This window comes from Blastococcus saxobsidens, assembly GCF_002938435.1.
Classification (GTDB): domain Bacteria; phylum Actinomycetota; class Actinomycetes; order Mycobacteriales; family Geodermatophilaceae; genus Blastococcus; species Blastococcus saxobsidens.
Map to the genome: position 1 here is coordinate 63,444 of NZ_POQT01000019.1, position 19,240 is coordinate 82,683.

General features: G+C 73.0%; 23 protein-coding genes and 1 pseudogene. 6 read left to right on the forward strand and 18 right to left on the reverse strand.

Annotated features, from left to right (window positions below):
* Positions 1-55: 55 nt before the first annotated feature.
* The gene (locus C5507_RS23510) at positions 56-130 is read right to left on the reverse strand and encodes a 50S ribosomal protein bL37 (RefSeq protein ID WP_014377707.1); all 75 of its coding nucleotides are present in this window, start codon (positions 128-130) and stop codon (positions 56-58) included.
* A gap of 172 nt (positions 131-302) precedes the next feature.
* Here C5507_RS23510 and C5507_RS12880 point away from each other — a divergent pair, with 172 nt between their 5' ends.
* Both C5507_RS12880 and C5507_RS12885 read left to right on the forward strand, forming a co-directional pair.
* Positions 303-1,346, forward strand: coding sequence for a biotin carboxylase N-terminal domain-containing protein (locus tag C5507_RS12880; RefSeq protein WP_104528921.1), 1,044 nt, complete (start codon positions 303-305; stop codon positions 1,344-1,346).
* Positions 1,347-1,408: 62 nt separating this feature from the next.
* Complete coding sequence (locus tag C5507_RS12885; RefSeq protein WP_163203115.1) at positions 1,409-1,630, forward strand: biotin/lipoyl-binding carrier protein; 222 nt, start codon at positions 1,409-1,411, stop codon at positions 1,628-1,630.
* Between the two features lie 69 nt (positions 1,631-1,699).
* Here C5507_RS12885 and C5507_RS12890 read toward each other — a convergent pair.
* A pseudogene (locus C5507_RS12890) lies at positions 1,700-2,182 on the reverse strand (GNAT family N-acetyltransferase); the annotation flags it as partial.
* Between C5507_RS12890 and C5507_RS12895 the strand changes: the two are divergent.
* Positions 2,181-3,662 carry a sensor histidine kinase gene (locus C5507_RS12895; protein WP_104528922.1) on the forward strand — a complete coding sequence of 494 codons (1,482 nt, stop codon included), beginning with the start codon at positions 2,181-2,183 and terminating at the stop codon, positions 3,660-3,662. The pseudogene C5507_RS12890 and the gene C5507_RS12895 overlap by 2 nt on opposite strands.
* A gap of 124 nt (positions 3,663-3,786) precedes the next feature.
* On the opposite strand, the gene C5507_RS12900 is transcribed toward C5507_RS12895, so the two are convergent.
* Together C5507_RS12900 and C5507_RS12905 are read right to left on the reverse strand one after the other, a co-directional pair.
* Positions 3,787-4,038 carry a WhiB family transcriptional regulator gene (locus tag C5507_RS12900; RefSeq protein WP_104528923.1) on the reverse strand — a complete coding sequence of 84 codons (252 nt, stop codon included), beginning with the start codon at positions 4,036-4,038 and terminating at the stop codon, positions 3,787-3,789.
* 279 nt (positions 4,039-4,317) lie between these two features.
* On the reverse strand, positions 4,318-5,343 hold the full coding sequence (locus C5507_RS12905) for a diacylglycerol/lipid kinase family protein (RefSeq protein WP_104528924.1): 1,026 nt from the start codon (positions 5,341-5,343) through the stop codon (positions 4,318-4,320).
* Between the two features lie 93 nt (positions 5,344-5,436).
* Between C5507_RS12905 and C5507_RS12910 the strand changes: the two genes are divergently transcribed.
* Positions 5,437-5,919 carry a hypothetical protein gene (locus C5507_RS12910; RefSeq protein WP_104528925.1) on the forward strand — a complete coding sequence of 161 codons (483 nt, stop codon included), beginning with the start codon at positions 5,437-5,439 and terminating at the stop codon, positions 5,917-5,919.
* Here C5507_RS12910 and C5507_RS12915 read toward each other — a convergent pair.
* The 6 genes from C5507_RS12915 to sodN all read right to left on the reverse strand — a co-directional run bounded on the left by C5507_RS12915 (position 5,916) and on the right by sodN (position 10,603).
* Positions 5,916-6,698 (reverse strand): HAD-IIA family hydrolase, encoded by a 783-nt coding sequence (locus C5507_RS12915; protein WP_207225809.1) that lies wholly within the window; start codon positions 6,696-6,698, stop codon positions 5,916-5,918. The genes C5507_RS12910 and C5507_RS12915 overlap by 4 nt on opposite strands.
* Before the next feature lie 115 nt (positions 6,699-6,813).
* Positions 6,814-7,287, reverse strand: coding sequence for a GNAT family N-acetyltransferase (locus C5507_RS12920; RefSeq protein ID WP_104528926.1), 474 nt, complete (start codon positions 7,285-7,287; stop codon positions 6,814-6,816).
* Complete coding sequence (gene pssA / locus C5507_RS12925; protein ID WP_104528927.1) at positions 7,284-8,111, reverse strand: CDP-diacylglycerol--serine O-phosphatidyltransferase; 828 nt, start codon at positions 8,109-8,111, stop codon at positions 7,284-7,286. The genes C5507_RS12920 and pssA overlap by 4 nt, the downstream gene beginning before the upstream one ends.
* A gap of 11 nt (positions 8,112-8,122) precedes the next feature.
* A complete protein-coding gene (locus tag C5507_RS12930; RefSeq protein ID WP_104528928.1) occupies positions 8,123-8,788 on the reverse strand; it encodes a phosphatidylserine decarboxylase in 666 nt (221 codons plus the stop codon).
* A 52-nt stretch (positions 8,789-8,840) separates the two neighbouring features.
* Positions 8,841-10,088 carry a PP2C family protein-serine/threonine phosphatase gene (locus tag C5507_RS12935; RefSeq protein ID WP_104528929.1) on the reverse strand — a complete coding sequence of 416 codons (1,248 nt, stop codon included), beginning with the start codon at positions 10,086-10,088 and terminating at the stop codon, positions 8,841-8,843.
* A gap of 110 nt (positions 10,089-10,198) precedes the next feature.
* Positions 10,199-10,603 carry a superoxide dismutase, Ni gene (sodN, locus tag C5507_RS12940; protein WP_104528930.1) on the reverse strand — a complete coding sequence of 135 codons (405 nt, stop codon included), beginning with the start codon at positions 10,601-10,603 and terminating at the stop codon, positions 10,199-10,201.
* A 51-nt stretch (positions 10,604-10,654) separates the two neighbouring features.
* Here sodN and C5507_RS12945 point away from each other — a divergent pair, with 51 nt between their 5' ends.
* A complete protein-coding gene (locus C5507_RS12945) occupies positions 10,655-11,041 on the forward strand; it encodes a S26 family signal peptidase (RefSeq protein ID WP_104528931.1) in 387 nt (128 codons plus the stop codon).
* On the opposite strand, the gene C5507_RS12950 is transcribed toward C5507_RS12945, so the two are convergent.
* Positions 11,027-11,629 (reverse strand): dTDP-4-dehydrorhamnose 3,5-epimerase family protein, encoded by a 603-nt coding sequence (locus tag C5507_RS12950; RefSeq protein WP_104528932.1) that lies wholly within the window; start codon positions 11,627-11,629, stop codon positions 11,027-11,029. The genes C5507_RS12945 and C5507_RS12950 overlap by 15 nt on opposite strands.
* Positions 11,630-11,682: 53 nt before the next feature.
* Here C5507_RS12950 and C5507_RS12955 point away from each other — a divergent pair, with 53 nt between their 5' ends.
* A complete protein-coding gene (locus tag C5507_RS12955) occupies positions 11,683-12,873 on the forward strand; it encodes an NAD(P)-dependent malic enzyme (RefSeq protein ID WP_104528933.1) in 1,191 nt (396 codons plus the stop codon).
* On the opposite strand, the gene C5507_RS22340 is transcribed toward C5507_RS12955, so the two are convergent.
* The 7 genes from C5507_RS22340 to C5507_RS12980 form a co-directional block, all read right to left on the reverse strand.
* The gene (locus C5507_RS22340; RefSeq protein ID WP_158657600.1) at positions 12,863-13,021 is read right to left on the reverse strand and encodes a hypothetical protein; all 159 of its coding nucleotides are present in this window, start codon (positions 13,019-13,021) and stop codon (positions 12,863-12,865) included. The two genes, C5507_RS12955 and C5507_RS22340, sit on opposite strands and share 11 nt — an antisense overlap.
* Positions 13,022-13,066: 45 nt before the next feature.
* Entirely contained in the window at positions 13,067-13,882 is an 816-nt protein-coding gene (locus tag C5507_RS12960) for a hypothetical protein (RefSeq protein ID WP_104528934.1), read from the reverse strand.
* A gap of 62 nt (positions 13,883-13,944) precedes the next feature.
* A complete protein-coding gene (locus tag C5507_RS12965; RefSeq protein WP_104528935.1) occupies positions 13,945-14,658 on the reverse strand; it encodes a metal-dependent hydrolase in 714 nt (237 codons plus the stop codon).
* A gap of 53 nt (positions 14,659-14,711) precedes the next feature.
* The gene (locus C5507_RS12970; protein ID WP_207225807.1) at positions 14,712-15,314 is read right to left on the reverse strand and encodes a hypothetical protein; all 603 of its coding nucleotides are present in this window, start codon (positions 15,312-15,314) and stop codon (positions 14,712-14,714) included.
* The gene (locus tag C5507_RS23335) at positions 15,311-15,436 is read right to left on the reverse strand and encodes a hypothetical protein (protein ID WP_278044322.1); all 126 of its coding nucleotides are present in this window, start codon (positions 15,434-15,436) and stop codon (positions 15,311-15,313) included. The genes C5507_RS12970 and C5507_RS23335 overlap by 4 nt, the downstream gene beginning before the upstream one ends.
* A 61-nt stretch (positions 15,437-15,497) precedes the next feature.
* Positions 15,498-15,686 carry a DUF6104 family protein gene (locus tag C5507_RS12975; RefSeq protein ID WP_104528936.1) on the reverse strand — a complete coding sequence of 63 codons (189 nt, stop codon included), beginning with the start codon at positions 15,684-15,686 and terminating at the stop codon, positions 15,498-15,500.
* A 14-nt stretch (positions 15,687-15,700) separates the two neighbouring features.
* Positions 15,701-19,240 (reverse strand): multifunctional oxoglutarate decarboxylase/oxoglutarate dehydrogenase thiamine pyrophosphate-binding subunit/dihydrolipoyllysine-residue succinyltransferase subunit (locus C5507_RS12980; protein WP_104528937.1); only part of this gene is annotated, 3,540 nt, incomplete at its 5' end.

Genomic DNA, 19,240 nt, shown 5'->3' on the forward strand with positions numbered 1-19,240 from the left:
GAGGCCGAACGGCGAAGGCCCCGTCCCGCACTGCGGAACGGGGCCTTCGTGCGACTCAGGCGTTGGGGCGCTTGCCGTGGTTCGCCTTGTTCCCCTTGCGGGAGCGACGCTTGCGTCCGCGCTTGGACATCGCTGCCCTCCTCTCACGTTGCAGGTGGGCCGGGCCGGCCCCTGGTTCTCGGGGACCGGGACGCGGCGCACGTATCGTGCGCGGCGGCGCCGGACCCACCAAGCTGACCGGACAAGCCTCTCACGGGGGACCCGGCCGGTGTGCCGGGCAGGGGAACGCAGGAGGAGCAGCAGTGCCGCAGCTGGGGATCGAGACCGTTCTGGTGGCCGGACGGGGGCCCGTCGGGTGCGCCGTCGTCGCCGCCTGCGAGCGGCTCGGGGTGAAGGCCGTGGCCGTGCACAGCGAGGTCGAGGGTTCCGCCCGGCACGTCCGGCTGGCCGACGACTCCGTCCTCCTGGGACCCGCGCCCGCCGCGGAGAGCTACCTCGCCGTCGACCGCATCGTGGAGGCCGCTCGCCGCAGGGGGGCCGATGCCGTGCTGCCCGTCCCGCCTGCGCTGGCCGGCAACGCCCGGCTCGCGGCCGCGGTCATACGCGCGGGCCTGCGCTGGGTGGGGCCCGACCCGGAGGTGCTGGAGCGGCTCGGCGGCGACGGCGTCGAGCCGGCGAGCGAGCGTGGTTTCCTGGCCTGGGTGACCGCCGACGGCCTCCGGTTCACCACCCCGGTGGCCCGCGACCGCGCGGCCGGCATCGCCCGGGTGTCCTGGACCCCGGACGACGTCGAGCAGGTGCCCGCGGTGGCCCGGCGGCTGCCGGAGCTGGGCTGGCGGGGCCTGGTGACCGTGGGCATCTCACCCGACGGCGAGTTGGCCGAGATCGCGGCGGGCTTCTCCCTCGACATGGCCGTCCTGGAGCGGTCGCACGGGGTGGACGCCGTCGAGCTGGCCCTGCTCAGCGCCGCCGGTCCACGGGCAGCCGGGAACGGCCCGACGGGGGCGGCCGCGCCCCGGCCCGCGGTCGCCGTCCAGCTGCGCTCGACCCTGCCCCCCGGGACCGCGGGCCGGATCACCGGCCGGCTCCCGGGTTCCGGCCGCCCGCCGGCACCGGAGCCCGGCGTGGATCTCGTCGCCGTCAGCGGCTACGACCCCGGTGACCGGCTCGACGGTTGGTACGACGCGCTCCTGGCCACGGTGAGCGCTGCGGCCGCGGACGTCCCGACCGCCGCCCGGGCGGCCGGTGCCGTGCTGTCCGGGTTCGCCGAGGTCGGCGTGCCGCACGACGGGCCCGAGGTCTGCGCGGTGCTGGGGCGACTCGCCGCCGCTCGGGTCGCACCGTAGGGGCAGTGCTCGACCGCCGTGCTTGGATGAGGGCTCCCAGAAGGCGTGTGCAGGAGGTTCCGGTGGCGGTCGAGGAGATCCACGCGGAGATGGTCTCCAGTGTCTGGAAGGTGCTCGTCCAGCCTGGGGCGCAGGTGGCGGCCGGCGAGACGCTGGTGATCCTCGAGTCGATGAAGATGGAGATCCCGGTGCTCACCGAGCGCGCGGGCACCGTCCAGGAGCTGCACGTCGTCGAGGGCGAGGTCCTCCAGGAGGGCGACCTGATCGCCACCGTCGCCGGCTGACGCGACTCCTGAGAGGTCCCGGGCGTAGACCAGCAGGTCGATCCCGGGCACCGGCGTCCAGTCCCGTTCCGGGAGCCGGGTGAACCCGAGCCGCTCGTACAGCCGGTGGGCGGCGGTCATCCGGGTCCCGGTGGAGATGACCACCCGTCGCTTGCCCGCGGCCCGGGCACGCGCCAGGCACTCCTCGACCAGGGCGGCGCCGATCCCGCGGCCCTGCGCCGTCGGGTCCACCACCAGCATCCGGAACCCGGCTTCGTCGTCGGACTCCGTCACCTCGCCGAAGTCGCCCGACAGGACCAGGGCGACGCTGCCGACGATGCGCCCGCTCCCGTCGCGCACCACGAGCAGCTCGGCGCGCTCCGCGCGTCCGGCGACGTCGGCCAGCTCGGCGGCGTAGCCGGGGGAGGCCAGCTCGCCGTCGACGTAGACGCCGACGGTCAGCTCGGCGATGCGGTCGTGGTCGGTAGGGACGGCGGTCTCGATGCGCAGCGCAGGGACGGACACCACGGCGTCGAGCCTACGGAGGCGCCCACCTACGCTGCTGACCACCATGAGCAGCCTCTCCGAGCGCCTGACCCGCGGTACCGCGTCCAGTCCCGCCCAGGTCGACCACGCCCGCCGGCTGGTCGCCGACTGGCAGCTGCTGGCCGACCTGGCCTTCGCCGACCTCACGCTGTGGGTGCCGCTGCCTTCCGGGAGGTGGTGGTGCGTCGCGCAGGTCCGGCCGCTGACCGCACCCACCAGCCGGCCCGAGGACATGGTGGGGGAGGAGCTCGACGGCGCGGAGGCGCAGCCGTTCGTCGTCGCCCACCGGGACGGCCGGCCGGTCAGCGACGGCGAGCCGGACCGTTCCGGCCGGTTGCCCCGCCGGCGCGAGGTGATCCCGGTGCGGCACGAGGGCGTGCCGATCGCCGTGCTGGCCAAGGACACGAATCTGGCGGCCACGCGGTCCCCGTCCACCCTCGAGCTGACCTACCTCGACATCGCCGCGGACCTCTGCCTGATGGTGTCGGCAGGGACGTTCCCGCCGGCGACCCTCCATGACGCCGAGATGGGTCCGCGCGTGGGCGACGGGCTGGTCCGGCTGGACGGCGCCGGCGCCGTCACCTACGCCAGCCCCAACGCCGTGTCGGCCTACCGGCGCATCGGGGTGCCCGGTGACCTCGGCGGCGCCGACCTCGCCGACGTCACCTGCCGCTCCGCGACCGACCGCGTGTCGGGGGAGGCGGCCGCGGCCTGCATCGCCGCGGCGGTGGCCGGGCGCTATCCGGTCCCGGTCGACGTGGAGGCCGAGAGCGCCACGCTCCTGCTGCGCGCCCTGCCGCTGCAGGCGCCCGGAGGGGAGCCCGGAGCCCTCGTCCTGGTCCGGGACGTCACCGACGTGCGCCGCCGCGACCGCGCGCTGCTGACCAAGGACGCGACCATCCGCGAGATCCACCACCGCGTGAAGAACAACCTGCAGACGGTGGCGGCGCTGCTCCGGCTGCAGGCCCGGCGGATGGCCGAGCCGGCCGCGCGGGCGGCACTGGAGGAGTCGGTGCGCCGGGTGGCGTCGATCGCCGTGGTGCACGAGACCCTGGCCGGCAGCCGGGAGGACGTCGTCGACGTGGACGACGTGCTCGACCAGGTGCTGCCGATGCTGGGCGACCTGACCTCCGTCGGCCCCGCAGCCCGCACGCGCCGGACCGGGTCGTTCGGCGAGCTGCCGGCGGCCGCCGCCACGCCCCTGGTCCTGGCCGTCACCGAGCTGCTGCACAACGCGGCCGAGCACGCCTTCGTCGGGCGCGAGCCGGGTGCGATCGAGCTGGTGGCCGAGCGCACCGGGAACGACCTGGTCGTGCGGGTGCGGGACGACGGCCGCGGGCTCCCCGCCGGCTTCGACCCGGCGGCCAGTGACGGCCTGGGCCTGCAGATCGTGCGGACCCTGGTCACCAGCGAGCTCGGCGGCACGCTCGTGATGGGCACCCCGGAGGGCGCCCAGGGCACTGAGGTGGTGCTGGAACTGCCGGCCGCCGGCTGGCCGCGCCGCTGATAGCCGGCGGCCGGGGGCCCGATGCGCCGAGGCCGGTCCGGGGATGGTCCCGGACCGGCCTCGTGGCGGTTCCTGTGGTGCGTCGGCTGCTCGGGGGACCCCGTCAGCCGCTCGTGCCCGGAGGTCAGGCGGTGGTCACCCGGGTGCGAGCCTGACGGCGCTTCAGCGCGCGTCGCTCGTCCTCGGAGAGCCCACCCCAGACGCCGGAGTCCTGGCCGGAGCGGAGAGCCCAGTCAAGACACGACTGCACGACCGGGCAGCGCTGGCACACGGCCTTCGCCTGCTCGATCTGGACAGTCGCCGGGCCGGTCGTCCCGATCGGGAAGAACAGCTCCGGATCCTCGTCCCGGCAGAGCGCGCGGTGGCGCCAGTCCATGGCTTCGTACTCCTCGATGTCGTCTACGGTCAGATGCGTCAGTCGCCCGTGCTCGGTCCGCCTCGCCGGGCCGACACCGGTTACCCAGCGCCATGGCGGCAGCGACTGTCTGCCTTGTTACCGGCAGGTTGCGTTCCTGCAGCGATGTTTTCACGGGAAGTTCGCAAGTCAAGGGAATCGACCCCACCCCGGACCCCCGCGTGAGCAACCTCACCACGCACGTGATAGACCCGCCACTCCTGGGAGCGAACATCTCCCAGGATCGCCCGAGGAACTCGCTCAGGAGACCACGCGGAGAGCGTTCGGGACGTCCTGGACGCGGATGCCGGTCGCGGTGCCGAGGTGCTCGCCGTCGACCTGCCAGCCCTGCGGCCGGTGCGCGGACAAGGACAGCTCGGCCAGGTCGTGCCGGAGGTGCAGCCCGCGGCCGCTGAAGCGCGGCTCCGGGGTCATCGTCTGCCGCAGCGCGCGCAGCATGCGCACGGTGCTGGTCCGGCCCAGTGCGAACACGTCCAGCCCGCTGTCGAACGATGCCTCCGGGGTCGGGTTGACCGCGCGGGCGCCCAGGTAGGTCCACGGGCTGACGTTGGAGATCAGGCAGAGGAACAGCTCGTCGACGTCCTGCTCGCCCGGGATCCGCATCGTCATCGCGGGACGGCGGCGCTCCCGGCCGAAGAAGAAGGCGCTCGTCGCCTCCCGGACGTACAGCGCGCCGGTCGACCGCCGACCCTGGGCACGGCGCGCCTCGACGCGGGCGATGACGTCGGCGTCGAAGCCGAAGCCGGCCGCGAACACGAAGTACCGCGGCGCCGTCCACCCACCGGCGTCGTGGGCGGCGTCCTGCTCCGCGGCCGCCTCGGCGGCGCCGGGGGCCACCCCGGTGACGGCGGCCGTGCTCGTGCCGGTGGCGCTGATGGTGCCGAGCGAGATCATGCGGGTGCGCCCGGCGCGCAGCGAGTCGATGATCTCGGCGGTCGCCTCGACCGGGTCCCGGGACCGGCCGAGGGCCCGGGAGAAGACGTTCGTCGAGCCGCCGGGGACGACGGCCAGCGTGGGCAGGCCGGGCGAGGGGCCGTCGGTCAGCAGGCCGTTGACCACCTCGTTGACGGTGCCGTCACCACCGACGGAGATCACCAGGTCGACGCCGTCGGCCGCGGCCCGGGCGCCCAGCTCGCGGGCGTGCCCCCGGTGGGCGGTGTGGACGACCTCGACCTTGAGCTCGCTGGCGAGGGCACCGACCAGCACGTCGCGCATCTTGGCCGACGTGGTGGTCGCCGCCGGGTTGACGACCACGAGCGCGCGCATCCCGCCAGGCTAACCAGCGTGCGGGCGGGTTCGCGGGAGGTCAGGAGGCCGGCGGCGGACGGAGGAGGCGCTCGCGCCGCGTAATCTCGGACCGTGACCGAGGACCGGAGCACGCCGCCGCAGCCGCCCCGCCGGCTGGCCGACCGGCTGTTCGGCGCGACCGCGGCCGAGCCCGCCCCCCGTCCCACGGCGCCGCGGACCCAGGCCCCGCCGTCGCTGCGGCGGGCGGCGCTGGCCGTCGGGATCGAGGCCGCCGCGTTCACCGCGGGTGCGCTCGTGCTGCTCTACCTGACGGTGACCGGCAACGCCGACAGCACCTCGCGGGCGCTGGCCGAGGTGGTGCTGGCCTCCCTCGCCGCCGGTGTGCTCGGTGCCGGCGCCGTCGGTCTGTGGCGGGTGGCCGGCTGGGCGCGCGGGCCGGTGATCGCCTTCCAGCTCTGCCTGGCGCTGGTGGGCTTCACGTTCGCCTTCTCCGCCCAGCAGCCGCTGATCGGGCTGCCGATCCTGGCGCTGGTCGTCACCGTGCTCTACTCGCTGGCCACGCCCGAGTCCCGGTTGGCCTACACCGGCCGCTAGACGAGGTCGATGACGTCGGCGATCGAGTCGCACACCCGGCTGGGGCGGAACGGGAAGCGGCTGACCTCGTCGGCGGAGGTGGAGCCGGTGAGGACCAGGACCGTCTCCAGCCCGGCCTCGATGCCGGCCACGACGTCGGTGTCCATGCGGTCGCCGACCATCATCGTGGACTCCGAGTGCGCCTCGATCCGGTTCATGGCGCTGCGGAACATCATCGGGTTGGGCTTGCCGACGAAGTAGGGCTTGGCGCCGGTGGCCGCGGTGATCATGGCGGCCACCGATCCGGTGGCCGGCAGCGGGCCCTCGGGCGAGGGGCCGGTGACGTCGGGGTTGGTGGCGATGAACCGGGCGCCGTCGGCCACCAGCCGGATGGCGCGTGTGATGGCCTCGAACGAGTACGTGCGCGTCTCGCCGAGGACGACGTAGTCCGGGTCGGTGTCGGTCAGGGTGTAGCCGGCCTCGTACAGCGCGGTGGTCAGCCCGGCCTCGCCGATGACGTACGCCGAGCCGCCGGGCAGCTGGGAGGTGAGGAAGTCCGCCGTCGCCAGCGCCGAGGTGAAGATGGCGGACTCGGGCACCTGCAGCCCGCCGCGGGCCAGCCGGGCGGCGAGGTCACGCGGGGTGAAGATCGAGTTGTTGGTCAGCACCAGGAACCGGCGGCGCCGCTCGACCAGGCGGTCGAGGAACTCCTTGGCGCCGGGCAGGGCGTTGCCCTCGTGCACCAGGACGCCGTCCATGTCGGTCAGCCAGCACTCGATCGGTCTGCGCTCGGTGGTCACCCTCGTCTCCCATCCGTCGCGGCCACCGCGACGACCCGGAGTCCATCACGATCGCCGCCGTGCCGTGCAGCGGCGCGAGCGCGGCGTGGGAAACGTCCGCCGGGACGGCGACGGCTCAGGCGCCCGCGAAGCGGGTGAGCGCGGCGTCGGTGAGCCGGAAGACCGTCCACTCGTCCATCGGGACGGCGCCGGCGGCCTTGTAGAACTCGATCGACGGGGTGTTCCAGTCCAGCACCGACCACTCCAGCCGGGAGTAGCCGCGCTCGACGCACACCGCGGCGAGCGTGCGCAGCAGCTCCTTGCCCAGCCCCGTGCCGCGGTGCTGCGGCTGCACGTAGAGGTCCTCGAGGTAGACGCCGTGCGTGCCGCGCCAGGTGGAGAAGTTGAGGAACCACAGGGCCGTGCCGACGACCTGGCCGTCCCGCTCGGCCACGTGACCGAACAGCGCCGGGGCGTCCCCGAACAGGCACTCGGTGAGCTGCTCCTCGGTGAGCCGGACCTCGTGCAAGGCCTTCTCGTACTCCGCCAGCTCCCGCACGAGCCCCACCACGGCCGGGACGTCGTCGGGGCGGATCGGGCGGACTGTCACAGGAGAGCCTCCCGGACGCGGGCCGGCACCAACCGCGCGAGCGGCGCGAACACCGGCACGAGCACCGGTGCGAACAGGTAGCCGTAGGCGAGCAGGCAGCCGGTCACGACCGGCACGAGCGCGAAGCCGACGACGAGCAGCACCGCCGTCGCGATCAGGCCGTACGGCTTGCCGCTCTTCGGGCTCACCAGCGAGCGGAACGACCGGAAGCGGACGTTGCTGACCATGAGCAGGGCGGGGACGGCGACGACCAGGAGCACCCACAGGCGGTCGCGACCCTGCATGGCGTCGCCGAAGGCGAACACCGAGGCCAGGACCACCCCGGCCGCGCCGGGGCTGGGCAGGCCGATGAAATACCGCTTGTCCGCCGTCGGGTCGATCGTGACGTTGAAGCGGGCCAGCCGGATCGCGGCGCACGCCACCCACAGGAAGCACACCACCCAGCCCAGCGGGTCCCACTCGTCGCGGCCTTCGGAGAACAGGGTGAACGCCAGCAGCGCCGGGGCCAGACCGAAGGAGACCAGGTCGGCCAGCGAGTCGAACTGCAGCCCGAAGGGCGTCACCGCCCCGACCAGCCGCGCGACCGCGCCGTCGGTGATGTCGAAGAGCACCGACAGCCCGATGAGGACGGCGGCCAGTGTGTGCTCACCCCGGATGGACACCAGGATCGCGGCGAAGCCGCAGAGCATGTTGGCGAGGGTGAAGAGGCTCGGCAGGGTCGCGAGCGCCCGCCGTCGGCTGCCGCGGACCGAGCCGCGGACGAACTCGACCGTGGCCGTGCGTCGGGTCTGCGGCCGGCGGTGACCGGACGGCGAGCTGGGCACCGGGCGCTCCCTCAGCGGGTCGAGGGCCAGCGGGCGATGACGGTCTCGCCGCCCCGCACGCGCTGCCCCTTGGTCACGAGGACCTCGCACTCGCGAGGCACGAAGACGTCCATCCGCGAGCCGAACTTCATCAGGCCCATGCGCTCTCCGGTTGCCAGGGACCGGCCGGGGCCGGTGCGGGTGACGATCCGCCGGGCCAGCACGCCCACGATCTGCCGGAAGACGACGGTGCGCTCGCCGTCGCGCAGCCAGATCTCGCTGCGCTCGTTCCGGTGCGCCGACTCCTTGCGGTAGGCCGCCAGGAAGCTGCCCTTGCGGTAGGAGTTCTCCACGACCTCGCCGCGGTAGGGAGAGCGGTTGACATGCACGTCGACCACTGACAGGAAGACGCTGATCTGCTGCCAGTCCCCCTCGGGCGCGACTCCCTCCTGCGGCTCCCCGGCGACCATGACCACGCCGTCGGCGGGGGAGATGACGTCGTCGGTGGCGACGGGGGTGGTGTCGCAGCGGCGGTCCGGGTCGCGGAAGAACAGCGCCATGTAGGCGGAGAGCCCGAGGAAGGGCCACGCGGCCACGCGGAGCCCGCGTCGGCCGGTGGCCCGGCCTCCGGCGGCGAGCAGGGCGGCGGGGGCCAGCGGTCCGGTGATGAAGGGCCACCCGGCCGGGTCGATGCGCATCGTCTGCAAACCGTACCGGCCCCGTCCCGGGTGGGTCCGGACGTCGGCCGGTTCAGGCAGGCCCGGAGGTGATCGCCGGGTCCGCCCCCTCCTGCGTGGCGCGCGCCCGGGGCGGTCCGCCGTACCAGTCGAGGCAGACCATCGTGGCGTCATCGCGCAGGTCGCCCCCGGTCTCGTCGAGCACCGCCCGGCCGAGGGCGTGCACGACCTCCCGCGGGTGCAGGTCGGCGGTGTCGGCGAGGGCCTGGGCGACGTCCAGGTTGACCGCGTTGCGCTCCTGCATGCCGTCGGTCAGGAAGATGATCCGGTCGCCGGGCTCGAGCGGGAACGTCTGCACGTCGAAGGACTTGCCGGGCACGACGCCGAAGGGTGGGTCGACCCGCAGCGCGATCTCCTCCACCTTGCCGTCGCGCAGCCGCATCGGAAGGACGTGCCCCGCGTTGACGACCAGCGCGGTGCCGGTCTGCAGGTCGATCCGCACCAGCTGACCGGTGACGAACTGCCCGGGGTCGGCGTTCTCCAGCAGGGCGTCGTTGGCGTAGGTCGCCTGCTCGGCCAGGTCCATGCCGCGACGCCGGCCGTTGCGCAGGGCGCCGACCAGCAGCGTGGCGAGGAGCGCGGCGGCCACCTGGTGGCCGACCGCGTCGGTGATCGACACCTGCAGGCAGTCGCGGTCCAGCGTGTAGTCGAAGGTGTCCCCGCCCACCGTGCTCGCCGGCTCCAGCCAGCCGGCGAGGGTGAATTGGCCGGCCTCGCACGTGTAGGTCGCCGGGAGCAGCCGGCGCTGGATCTCGGCGGCCAGCGCGAACTCGGTCGAGCGCTGACCCCACTCGAACACGTCGGTGTGCCGCCGCGCGGCGATGACGACGTAGGCCAGGGCGTGCGCCGCGGTCCGGACATCGGCGAGCTCGCGGGCCGAGGGACGCCGGACGAGGTCGAGCTCGATGACACCGATCGCGTCGCCGCGGTCGGTGACCGGGACGACCACCACCGCCCCGTCGCCGACGGCCCGGACGTCGGCCTCCTGGGTCCGCAGGACCCGCTCGTAGACGGTGCCGGTCAGCGGGATCGTCTCCGCCTGCTCGACCCCGTGCCCGCGCGCCCCCTCGACCGACGCCGCGGACGTCAGCCGGACGACGGCGCGGCCGGAGAAGTCGGCGATCAGCAGGGTCACGGCGCGGGCCTCGACCATGGACCCGAGGGCCTCGGCGACCGCCTCGACCGCCTCGATCGGCGGTGCCGCCTCCACCTTCTGCAGGAGGTCCCCGACATCGATCACGAAGTCCTCCGAGCCATGCATGGGCAGACCCTAGGCGCAGCGGTGTCGCGGGAGGTCGGGCGGCAGAGCGGACGACGCTGCCGGGCCACCCTGAGGGCGTCCCGGCAGCGTCGGTGGTGGTGGTGCGGATATCAGGCGGCGGCCTTGGTCTCCCAGAAGATCTTGTCGATCTCGGCGATGTAGTCGAGCAGCTTCTGGCCCTCGGCCGGGTCCATGCTCTGCTTCGACGCGGTGCCACCGGCCTGCTTCGTGGCCTTGTTGAACAGCTCGTGCAGCTGCGGGTACTTCTCGAAGTGCGGGGGCTTGAAGTAGTCGGTCCAGAGCACCCACAGGTGGTGCTTGACCAGGTCGGCCCGCTGCTCCTTGATGAGTACGGCGCGCTGGCGGAAGACCGGGTCGTCGTTGCCCTGGTACTTCTCCTGGATGGCCTTCACGGACTCGGCCTCGATGCGGGCCTGGGCGGGGTCGTAGACGCCGCAGGGGAGGTCGCAGTGCGCGGTGGCCTCCACGGCGGAGAACATGCGGGTGAAACGCATGGAGGTGCCTCCGGGGGTCGTGGGGTTGTGTCGTCTGCGACCCTACTCGCGGTGATCGACGGCGACAGTGCGAGCGAGCCCGCGAACGGCCCGGTGGAGCCGCTGCCGGGCGTGTGGGCGCTGGTGCGCGTCAGCGGGCCGTCGATGTCACCGACCGTGCGTTCCGGTGACCGGCTGCTGGCCCGCCGCCTGCGCCCCGGGGGCAGGGTCCGACCGGGGGACGTCGTCGTCGCCCGGTTCCCGTCGCGGCCCGGGCTGCTGGTGGTCAAACGGGTCCGCCGGGCGGCCGGGGCCGGGCACTGGGTCGAGGGCGACAACCCGTTCCTCACCGACGACAGCCGTTCCTTCGGTGCCGCCGTCGTCGTCGGGCGGGTGGTGGTGCGGCTGTGGCCCCGCCCCGGCCGTCTTCCCCCGGCGCCCCCGTCAGACCTGGCGTAGCTGCGCGTACCGCTCGGCGCAGGCGGCCATCGTCGGCAGCAGTCCCTGCTCCCGGGCCTCGGCGAGGGTGGGGGCGTCCCGGTCCTTGGCCGACAGTGCGAGCTCGACGTCCGACGGCCACGGCAGGTCGAGTTCGGGGTCCAGCGGCGAGACGCCGAACTCCCGGTTCGGGTCGTAGCCCGAGGACACCAGGTAGGTGACCGAGCTGCGGTCCGCCAGGGCCAGGAAGGCGTGGCCGAGCCCCTCGGCGAGGTAGACCGCGCGCGGCTGCTCGCTGTCGAGCAGCACCGAGTCGTGCGTGCCGAACGTGGGGGAGCCGACGCGGACGTCGATGACCACGTCGAGCACCCGGCCGGCGGGGCAGTAGACGTACTTGGCCTGGCCGGGCGGGACGAGCGCGAAGTGCACGCCGCGCAGCGCGCCCCGCGAGGAGACGCTGTGGTTGGCCTGGGCGAGCGGCAGCGCGTGTCCCACGGCCTGGGACAGCACATCCGAGCGGTACCACTCGGTGAAACTCCCCCGCGTGTCCCCGTGCGGGACGAGGTCGAGGACGTAGCTGTCGGGCACGGCGAGCTCGCGGATCTCCACCCGCGCACCGTAGCGACAGGTGCCGCCCGGACCCCGGTTACTCTGCTGTGCCCATGAGCGGAAATCCGGCGTCCGAGCAGCCCGTCACCGACCGCTTCGCCGACGACCCCGCGTTCGCCGTGCACGAGGGCGGCAAGCTGTCGGTGTCCGCGGTCCGCTCGATCGACTCGATCGCCGACCTCGCGCTCACCTACACGCCCGGCGTCGCGCGGGTCTCCAGCGCGATCGCCGCGGAGCCCGAGCTGGCCCACCGGTTCACCTGGGCGCCGCGCGTGGTCGCCGTGGTCTCCGACGGCACCGCGGTGCTCGGCCTCGGCGACATCGGCCCCGCGGCCGCGCTGCCGGTCATGGAGGGAAAGGCCTGCCTGTTCAGCGAGTTCGCCGGCCTCTCCTCGGTGCCGATCGTGCTGAGCACCACCGACGTCGACGAGATCGTCGCCACGGTGAAGGCGATCGCGCCCTCGTTCGGCGGGATCAACCTCGAGGACATCAGCGCCCCGCGCTGCTTCGAGATCGAGGACCGGCTGCGCGCGCAGCTGGACATCCCGGTCATGCACGACGACCAGCACGGGACGGCGATCGTCGTCCTCGCCGCCCTGCGCAACGCCGCCAAGGTCGTGGGCCGCGAGCTAGGCGACCTGCGGGTCGTCGTCTCCGGCGCCGGTGCGGCCGGAGTCGCCTGCACCAAGATCCTGCTGGAGGCGGGCGTCGGCGACATCTCGGTCGCCGACTCGCAGGGCATCCTGCACGCCGGCCGCGAGGTGAGCGGCACCAAGCAGTGGCTGGTGGAGAACACCAACACGCAGGGTTTCGCCGGTTCGATGACATCCGCGCTCGAGGGCGCCGACGTCTACCTCGGCGTCTCCGGCGGCAGCGTGCCCGAGTCGGCCATCGCCTCGATGGCCGAGAACTGCATCGTCTTCTCGCTGGCCAACCCCATCCCCGAGGTGGACCCGGAGATGGCCGCGCGGTACGCCGCCGTCGTCGCCACCGGCCGCAGCGACCTGGCCAACCAGATCAACAACGTGCTGGCCTTCCCCGGCTTCTTCCGGGGGGCGATCGACGCGGGCGCCACCAGCATCACCGAGGAGATGAAGCTGGCGGCGGCCACCGCGATCGCCGACGTCGTCGGCGACGACCTGCGGCCGGACTACATCGTGCCGAGCCCGCTGGACCGCCGGGTGGCCACCGCGGTCGCCGAGGCCGTCGCCGCCTGCGCCCGCGAGCAGGGCGTCACCCGCTGACGTCCCCCGACTCGCGCCCGCCCGCCCGGTAGATCGGGCCGAGCACGCCGGCCAGAGCGGCGTCGGCGAGGGCGGCGAGGTCGGCGAGCAGCGGGTCCACGCGTCCCGCCGGCGCGCCGGTGACAGGTAGAGCAGCGGCGCGGGCCACGTCATGTGGCTCCACTCGTTCGTCGGAGGCGTGAACGGCGGATGCTCAGGCCTTCTCAGTCCTGCCCAGCCGACCGGCAGCATCGCGGATCGTTCCGGTCCACACGTCGGCGTCCTCGCTCTCGGTCCATCGCCGAGCACCGCATGTCGGTCTGGCACGCATCTCCGCGGGCCTGGTCCACCCCGCCACCGCTGCTGCGGCCGCACGCGTGCGGTCAAGAGCAAGGCAGCCATCGGGATAGAGCCAGGCGGCCAGGGCCGCGGCAGGGGCACCGGCCACCCGGAGGTTGTAGACGTCGTCGCGCGTGTTCCGGTTCGTCGTCCTGTATGCACCGGCCACCCGCAGCGCTTGGCCGCAGAAGAATTCGGCGAGCGGCTGACCGGCCGTCACGAATCCCACGAAGTGGCGTCCTGCACGGGTGAAGCCCACACTTCCGTCTCCGTCGACGAGACCGCGCATGTAGTCCGCGACGCTGAAAGGCGCCGACGGTGGTGCCACCGTCGACGACCTGCGTCCGGACGGCAGACCGAGTTGCACGAGCTCCTCGCGAAATCCGAGGTCGCACACCGTCCAGGTGGCCGATCGGTGTCTCCCGGAATTCGTCGTTCTCTCGCGGTACGACACTCGCGAATACGCGTCGAAGAGGGTGGTGGACGAATGCAGCACGGACTCGTCCCGCTGTGACACCCCGATCGTGAGGCGGCCACGCCGGCGCGTCCCCGAGTAGTGGTTCCCGTTCGTCTGTGCGAATCCGAAGAAGTAGGCGTGATCAGGGCGCGTGAGATCGGTCTGCGGCGCGATGGAAGATCCATCGCCTTCCGCCGACACTTCCTTGCCCTCGCCGGAAGGGTCGCCGGACAAGTCTCGTGCCTGTCGGCTCCTCGACGGCCGGCGCGAGATCGAACGCCTCGGCCGCCGTCGTCTCACCCCAGGCTGAGGATCCGGTGGACGATCGGGTCGACGGCCAGGTGCAGGCCGGTGTTCGCGTAGGTGAAGAAGAACGCCGCGATGCCGAAGACGGGCACCAGCGCCACCTTCTCCACGGTCGCGCCCGTGCGCAGCCGGAGCAGGATGATCCGGCTGCGGGTGGCCAGCCACAGCACCGGGACGGGGACGCCGGCGGTGGTGAGGGCGTCGCCGAGGATGTGCGTGAGCACCCCGGCGGCCACCGCCCACGGCAGCCAGAGCGGGCTGGGCATGTGCGTGAGCAGCAGCCAGGCGCCACCCCAGGAGAGCACCAGGTTGCCGAGGATGGTCGTCTCGGTCCGCCCCGGGATGACGAAGTGCAGGGCGTGCAGCGCCAGCCCGATGGCCAGCGCCAGCACCAGCAGGCTGGACCAGAAGGCGTTGGCGGCCAGCATCGCCAGCGCACCGAACGCCAGCGGCGCCAGGACGGCGTCGTGCGTGCCCCAGCGGTGCCCACCGGTCACCGCCCCGATCGCCCCGGAGGGGACGTCGGTGGCCGGACCCCACATGTCCGAGACGGTGGAGCCGCGGTGGTCCAGGTCCGGCAGCATCGCGAAACCGCCCACGGCCGCGATCCAGGCTCCCTGCGCGACCGCGCCGTGCACCGGTGCCCAGGGCAGCGTGGCGGCCCCGGCGGCGAGTCCGGAGAGCGCGTGGGTGTGGCCGAGCACGCATGGAGCATCACCCGGTGGAGCGGCGCGCCGAGGGAGGCGCGCGGATCGCGCTACTCGACCAGCAGGTGGTGCAGGAGGCGCCGTGGATCGTCGAGGAACAGCCGCCAGTCCCGGACCAGCTCCAGGTCCGCCCACTCGCGCACCGCGCAGCCGCCGGCGTCCAGCTGGTACACCAGCGCCCCCGGCAGTGCGGCCAGCAGCGGGGAGTGGGTGGCGAGGAGCACCTGCGAGCCGGCCGCCACCACGCCCCCTGCAGGGTCCCGCCGCGAGCGTGCGAGCGGTGGGGGGCAGGGGGTCCTTCTGTCGTCGAGCACCCACAGCCCGCGCTCGCTCGTGCGCTCCTCGAGGAAGGCGAGGAAGCCCTCGGCGTGGGACCGCGCGTGCAGCGGACCGCCGAAGGCCCGCACGCCGTCCGGCCCCTCGTCCAGGGAGCTGAAGTGGCCGTGCGTCGCCTCCGCACGGAGGAACGCCCCACCCTGCGGGCGCGGGTGCTCGCCGTGCAGGTCCAGCTCGTCCCACAGCGGGAACTCGTCGGGGGAGGGGAGGGGTGCCCAGTGCCTGACCGCCGCGGTGAGCGACCGCTGCCAGGCGCGCGCCACCGCCTCCACGAGGGTGGACTTGCCGCTGCCGTTCTCGCCGACCAGCACCGTCACCGGCGCCAGGTCGAGGCCTCGGTCCGCAGCTGGGCGACCGCGGGCAGCTCCCAGAACCAGGCGCCGGCATCCCGGACGTCGGGACGGACCTCGACCCGCGCCGGCGGCAGCCCGGAGGTCACTGGAACGGCCCCGTCCAGGGCCCCGCCCCGAGCGTGCGAGGGGTGGGGAGGACGGGGTCCTTCACTCGTCCAGGTCGTCGTCGTCCGTGCCGCCGCGGGCCAGCCAGGTGGCCAGCCGCTCGACGGGCACCTCGAAGTCGGGGTGCTGGTCGACGAACGCCTGCATCTGGTCGGCCAGCCAGGCGAGCGTCACCTGCTCCTCGCCCCGCCGCTCGGCCAGCTCCTCCAGCCCCCGGTCGGTGAAGTACACGCCCCGCCCCCGGATCAGTCGGCGAAGGCCTCGGCGACCAGCGTGCGCTGCTCGACCTCGTGCACCTTCGCCGAGCCCACGGCGGGGCTGGCCGACGCCCGGCGGCTGACCCGCCGGAACGTGCGGCCGGACGGCAGCTCCTCGGGCAGGTTGACCGCCATGAACTGCCAGGCGCCCATGTTGGCCGGCTCCTCCTGCACCCAGACGACGTCGGAGGCGTTCGGGTAGCGCTCGAGCTCGGCACGGATCTGCTCGGCGGGCAGCGGGTACAGCTGCTCCACCCGCACCACCGCGGTGTCGGCGCGGCCGTCGGCCTCCCGCTGCGCCATGAGGTCGTAGGCGACCTTGCCGCTGCACAGCAGCACCCGCTCGACCGCGGAGGCGTCGAGCGGCTCGCCGCCGACACCGGTGTCGGGCAGCACCGGGCGGAAGGACTCGTCGGTGAAGTCGCTGACCGGGCTGACCGCCGCCTTCGCCCGCAGCAGGGACTTCGGCGTGAACACGATCAGCGGCCGGTGCACGTCGGAGAGCGCCTGGCGGCGGAGCAGGTGGAAGTAGTTGCCCGGCGTGGTGCAGTTGGCGACCGTCATGTTGTTCTCGGCCGACAGCTGGAGGAACCGCTCGATCCGGCCGGAGGAGTGGTCGGGACCCTGCCCCTCCATGCCGTGCGGCAGCAGCATGACCACGCCGGAGCGCTGGCCCCACTTGGCCTCGCCGGAGCTGATGAACTCGTCGATCACCATCTGCGCGCCGTCGACGAAGTCGCCGAACTGCGCCTCCCACAGCACCAGGGCGTTCGGGTTGGCCACCGAGTAGCCGTACTCGAACCCGACCGCGGCGTACTCCGAGAGCAGCGAGTCGTAGACGAAGAACTTCGCCTGGTCCTCGGTCAGGTTGGCCAGCGGGGTGTACTCGCCGCCGTTCTCGCGGTCGATGAGCACCGAGTGGCGCTGCACGAACGTGCCGCGGCGGGAGTCCTGGCCGGCCAGGCGCACGGGGATGCCGTCCATCAGCAGCGACCCGAAGGCCAGCAGCTCGCCCATCGCCCAGTCGACGCCGCCCTCGCTGGCCATCGCCGCGCGGCGCTCGAGCATCTTCTGCAGCTTCGGGTGCGGGGTGAAGGTCGGCGGGAACGAGACGTGCGCGTCGCCGATGGTCTTGAGCACCTCGGGGGTGATCGCGGTCTTCACCTGCGACTGCTGCGGCGTGCGCGGGTCCATGACCGGCTCGGGCTTCGAGGAGTCCTGCGCGTCGTGGGTCTCGGCGAAGGCCCGCTCGAGCTGGCCGCGGTAGTCCTTGAGGGCCTCCTCGGCCTCCTCGAGGGTGATGTCCCCCCGGCCGACCAGCGCCTCGGTGTAGAGCTTCCGGACCGAGCGCTTGCGGTCGATGATGTCGTACATCAGCGGCTGGGTCATCGACGGGTCGTCGCCCTCGTTGTGCCCGCGACGGCGGTAGCAGACGAGGTCGATGACGACGTCCTTCTTGAACTGCTGCCGGTACTCGACGGCCAGCCGGGCGACGCGCACGCACGCCTCCGGGTCGTCGCCGTTGACGTGGAAGATCGGGGCGTTGACCATCCGCGCCACGTCGGTGGAGTAGAGGGTCGAGCGCGCCGAGCCGGGGCTGGTGGTGAAGCCGACCTGGTTGTTGATGACGACGTGCACCGTGCCGCCGGTGCGGTAGCCGCGCAGCTGGGAGAGGTTCAGGGTCTCCTGCACCACGCCCTGGCCCGCGAACGCGGAGTCACCGTGCAGCAGGACGGGCAGGACGGTGAAGCCCTCCTCGCCCTTGTCGATCATGTCCTGCTTGGCCCGGACGATGCCCTCGAGGACCGGGTTCACCGTCTCCAGGTGGCTCGGGTTGCTGGCCAGCGAGACGGCGATCTCGGCGTCGGACTGGAACGGGTTGCGGAACTTCCCGGTGGCCCCGAGGTGGTACTTGACGTCACCGGAGCCCTGGACGGTGCCCGGGTCGATGTTGCCCTCGAACTCGCCGAAGATCTTCGCGTAGCTCTTGCCCAGCACGTTGGCGAGGACGTTGAGCCGGCCGCGGTGCGCCATGCCGATCGCGACCTCGTCGAGGCCGTGGTCGGTCCCGGCGATGAGCACCTCGTCGAGGATCGAGATCACCGACTCGCCACCCTCGAGGGAGAAGCGCTTCTGGCCGACGTACTTGGTCTGCAGGAAGGTCTCGAACGCCTCGGCGGCGTTGAGCCGGCCCAGGATGTGCTTCTGCTTCTCCCGGTCGGGCTGCTCGTGCTTGACCTCGATGCGCTCCTGGAGCCACTCGCGCTCCTCGGGGTCGGTGATGTGCATGTACTCCACGCCGACCGTGCGGCAGTAGGAGTTGCGCAGCACGCCGAGGATGTCGCGCAGCGGCATCAGCCGCTCGCCGGCGAAGCCGCCCACGGGGAACCGGCGGTCGAGGTCCCAGAGCGTCAGGCCGTGCTCGAGGATGTCCAGATCGGGGTGGGTGCGGACCTTGAACTCGAGCGGGTCGGTGTCGGCCATGAGGTGGCCGTTGCGCCGGTAGGACTCGATGACCTCGATGACCCGGGCTTCCTTGTCGATCTGCCCCTCGCGCGTGATCCGCACGTCCGGCATCCAGCGCACCGGCTCGTAGGGGATGCGCAGGGAGCGGAAGACCTGGTCGTAGAAGCCGTTCTCGCCCAGGAGCAGGGCGTGCAGGCGGCGGAGGAAGTCGCCGGACTCGGCGCCCTGGATGATGCGGTGGTCGTACGTCGAGGTCAGCGTGATGATCTTCGAGACGGCCATCTCGGTCAGCGCGTCGGGGTTCATCCCCTGGAACTCGGCCGGGTACTCCATGGCGCCGACGCCGATGATCGCGCCCTGCCCGGCGGTGAGCCGCGGCACCGAGTGGTTCGTGCCGATCGTGCCGGGGTTGGTCAGGCTGATCGTGGTGCCGGAGAAGTCCTCCATCGTCAGCTTGTTCTGCCGGGCGCGCCGGATGATGTCCTCGTAGGCCGCCCAGAACTGGGCGAAGTCCATCTCCTCGGCGCCCTTGATGGACGCGACCACCAGCGAGCGGGACCCGTCGGGCTTGGGCAGGTCGATGGCCAGGCCGAAGTTCACGTGCTCCGGCGTGACGAGGACCGGCTTGCCGTCGACCTCGGCGTAGCTGTTGTTCATGTTCGGGAACGAGTCCAGCGCCCGGACCAGTGCGTAGCCGATCAGGTGGGTGAAGGAGATCTTCCCGCCCCGGCCGCGGGCCAGGTGGTTGTTGATGACGATGCGGTTGTCGGCGAGCAGCTTCGCCGGCACCGCGCGCACGCTGGTCGCCGTGGGCACGGTCAGCGAGACGTTCATGTTCTTGACGACGGCGGCGGCCGCGCCACGCAGCGGGCTCTGCTGGCCGGCGCCCACCGGGGGCTTGGGGGCGGCGGGAGCCTTCGGGCTGCTGCTCTGCACGGGTGCGCTCCCCGTCGGTTCGGACCCGGCGGCCGGGCGCTGGACGTCGTTGGCGGGCTTCTGCGGCGCGGGCTTCGCGGCCGCGGCGGGCGCCGGCGGGGCGGCCTGCTTCGCGGGCGCCGGGGC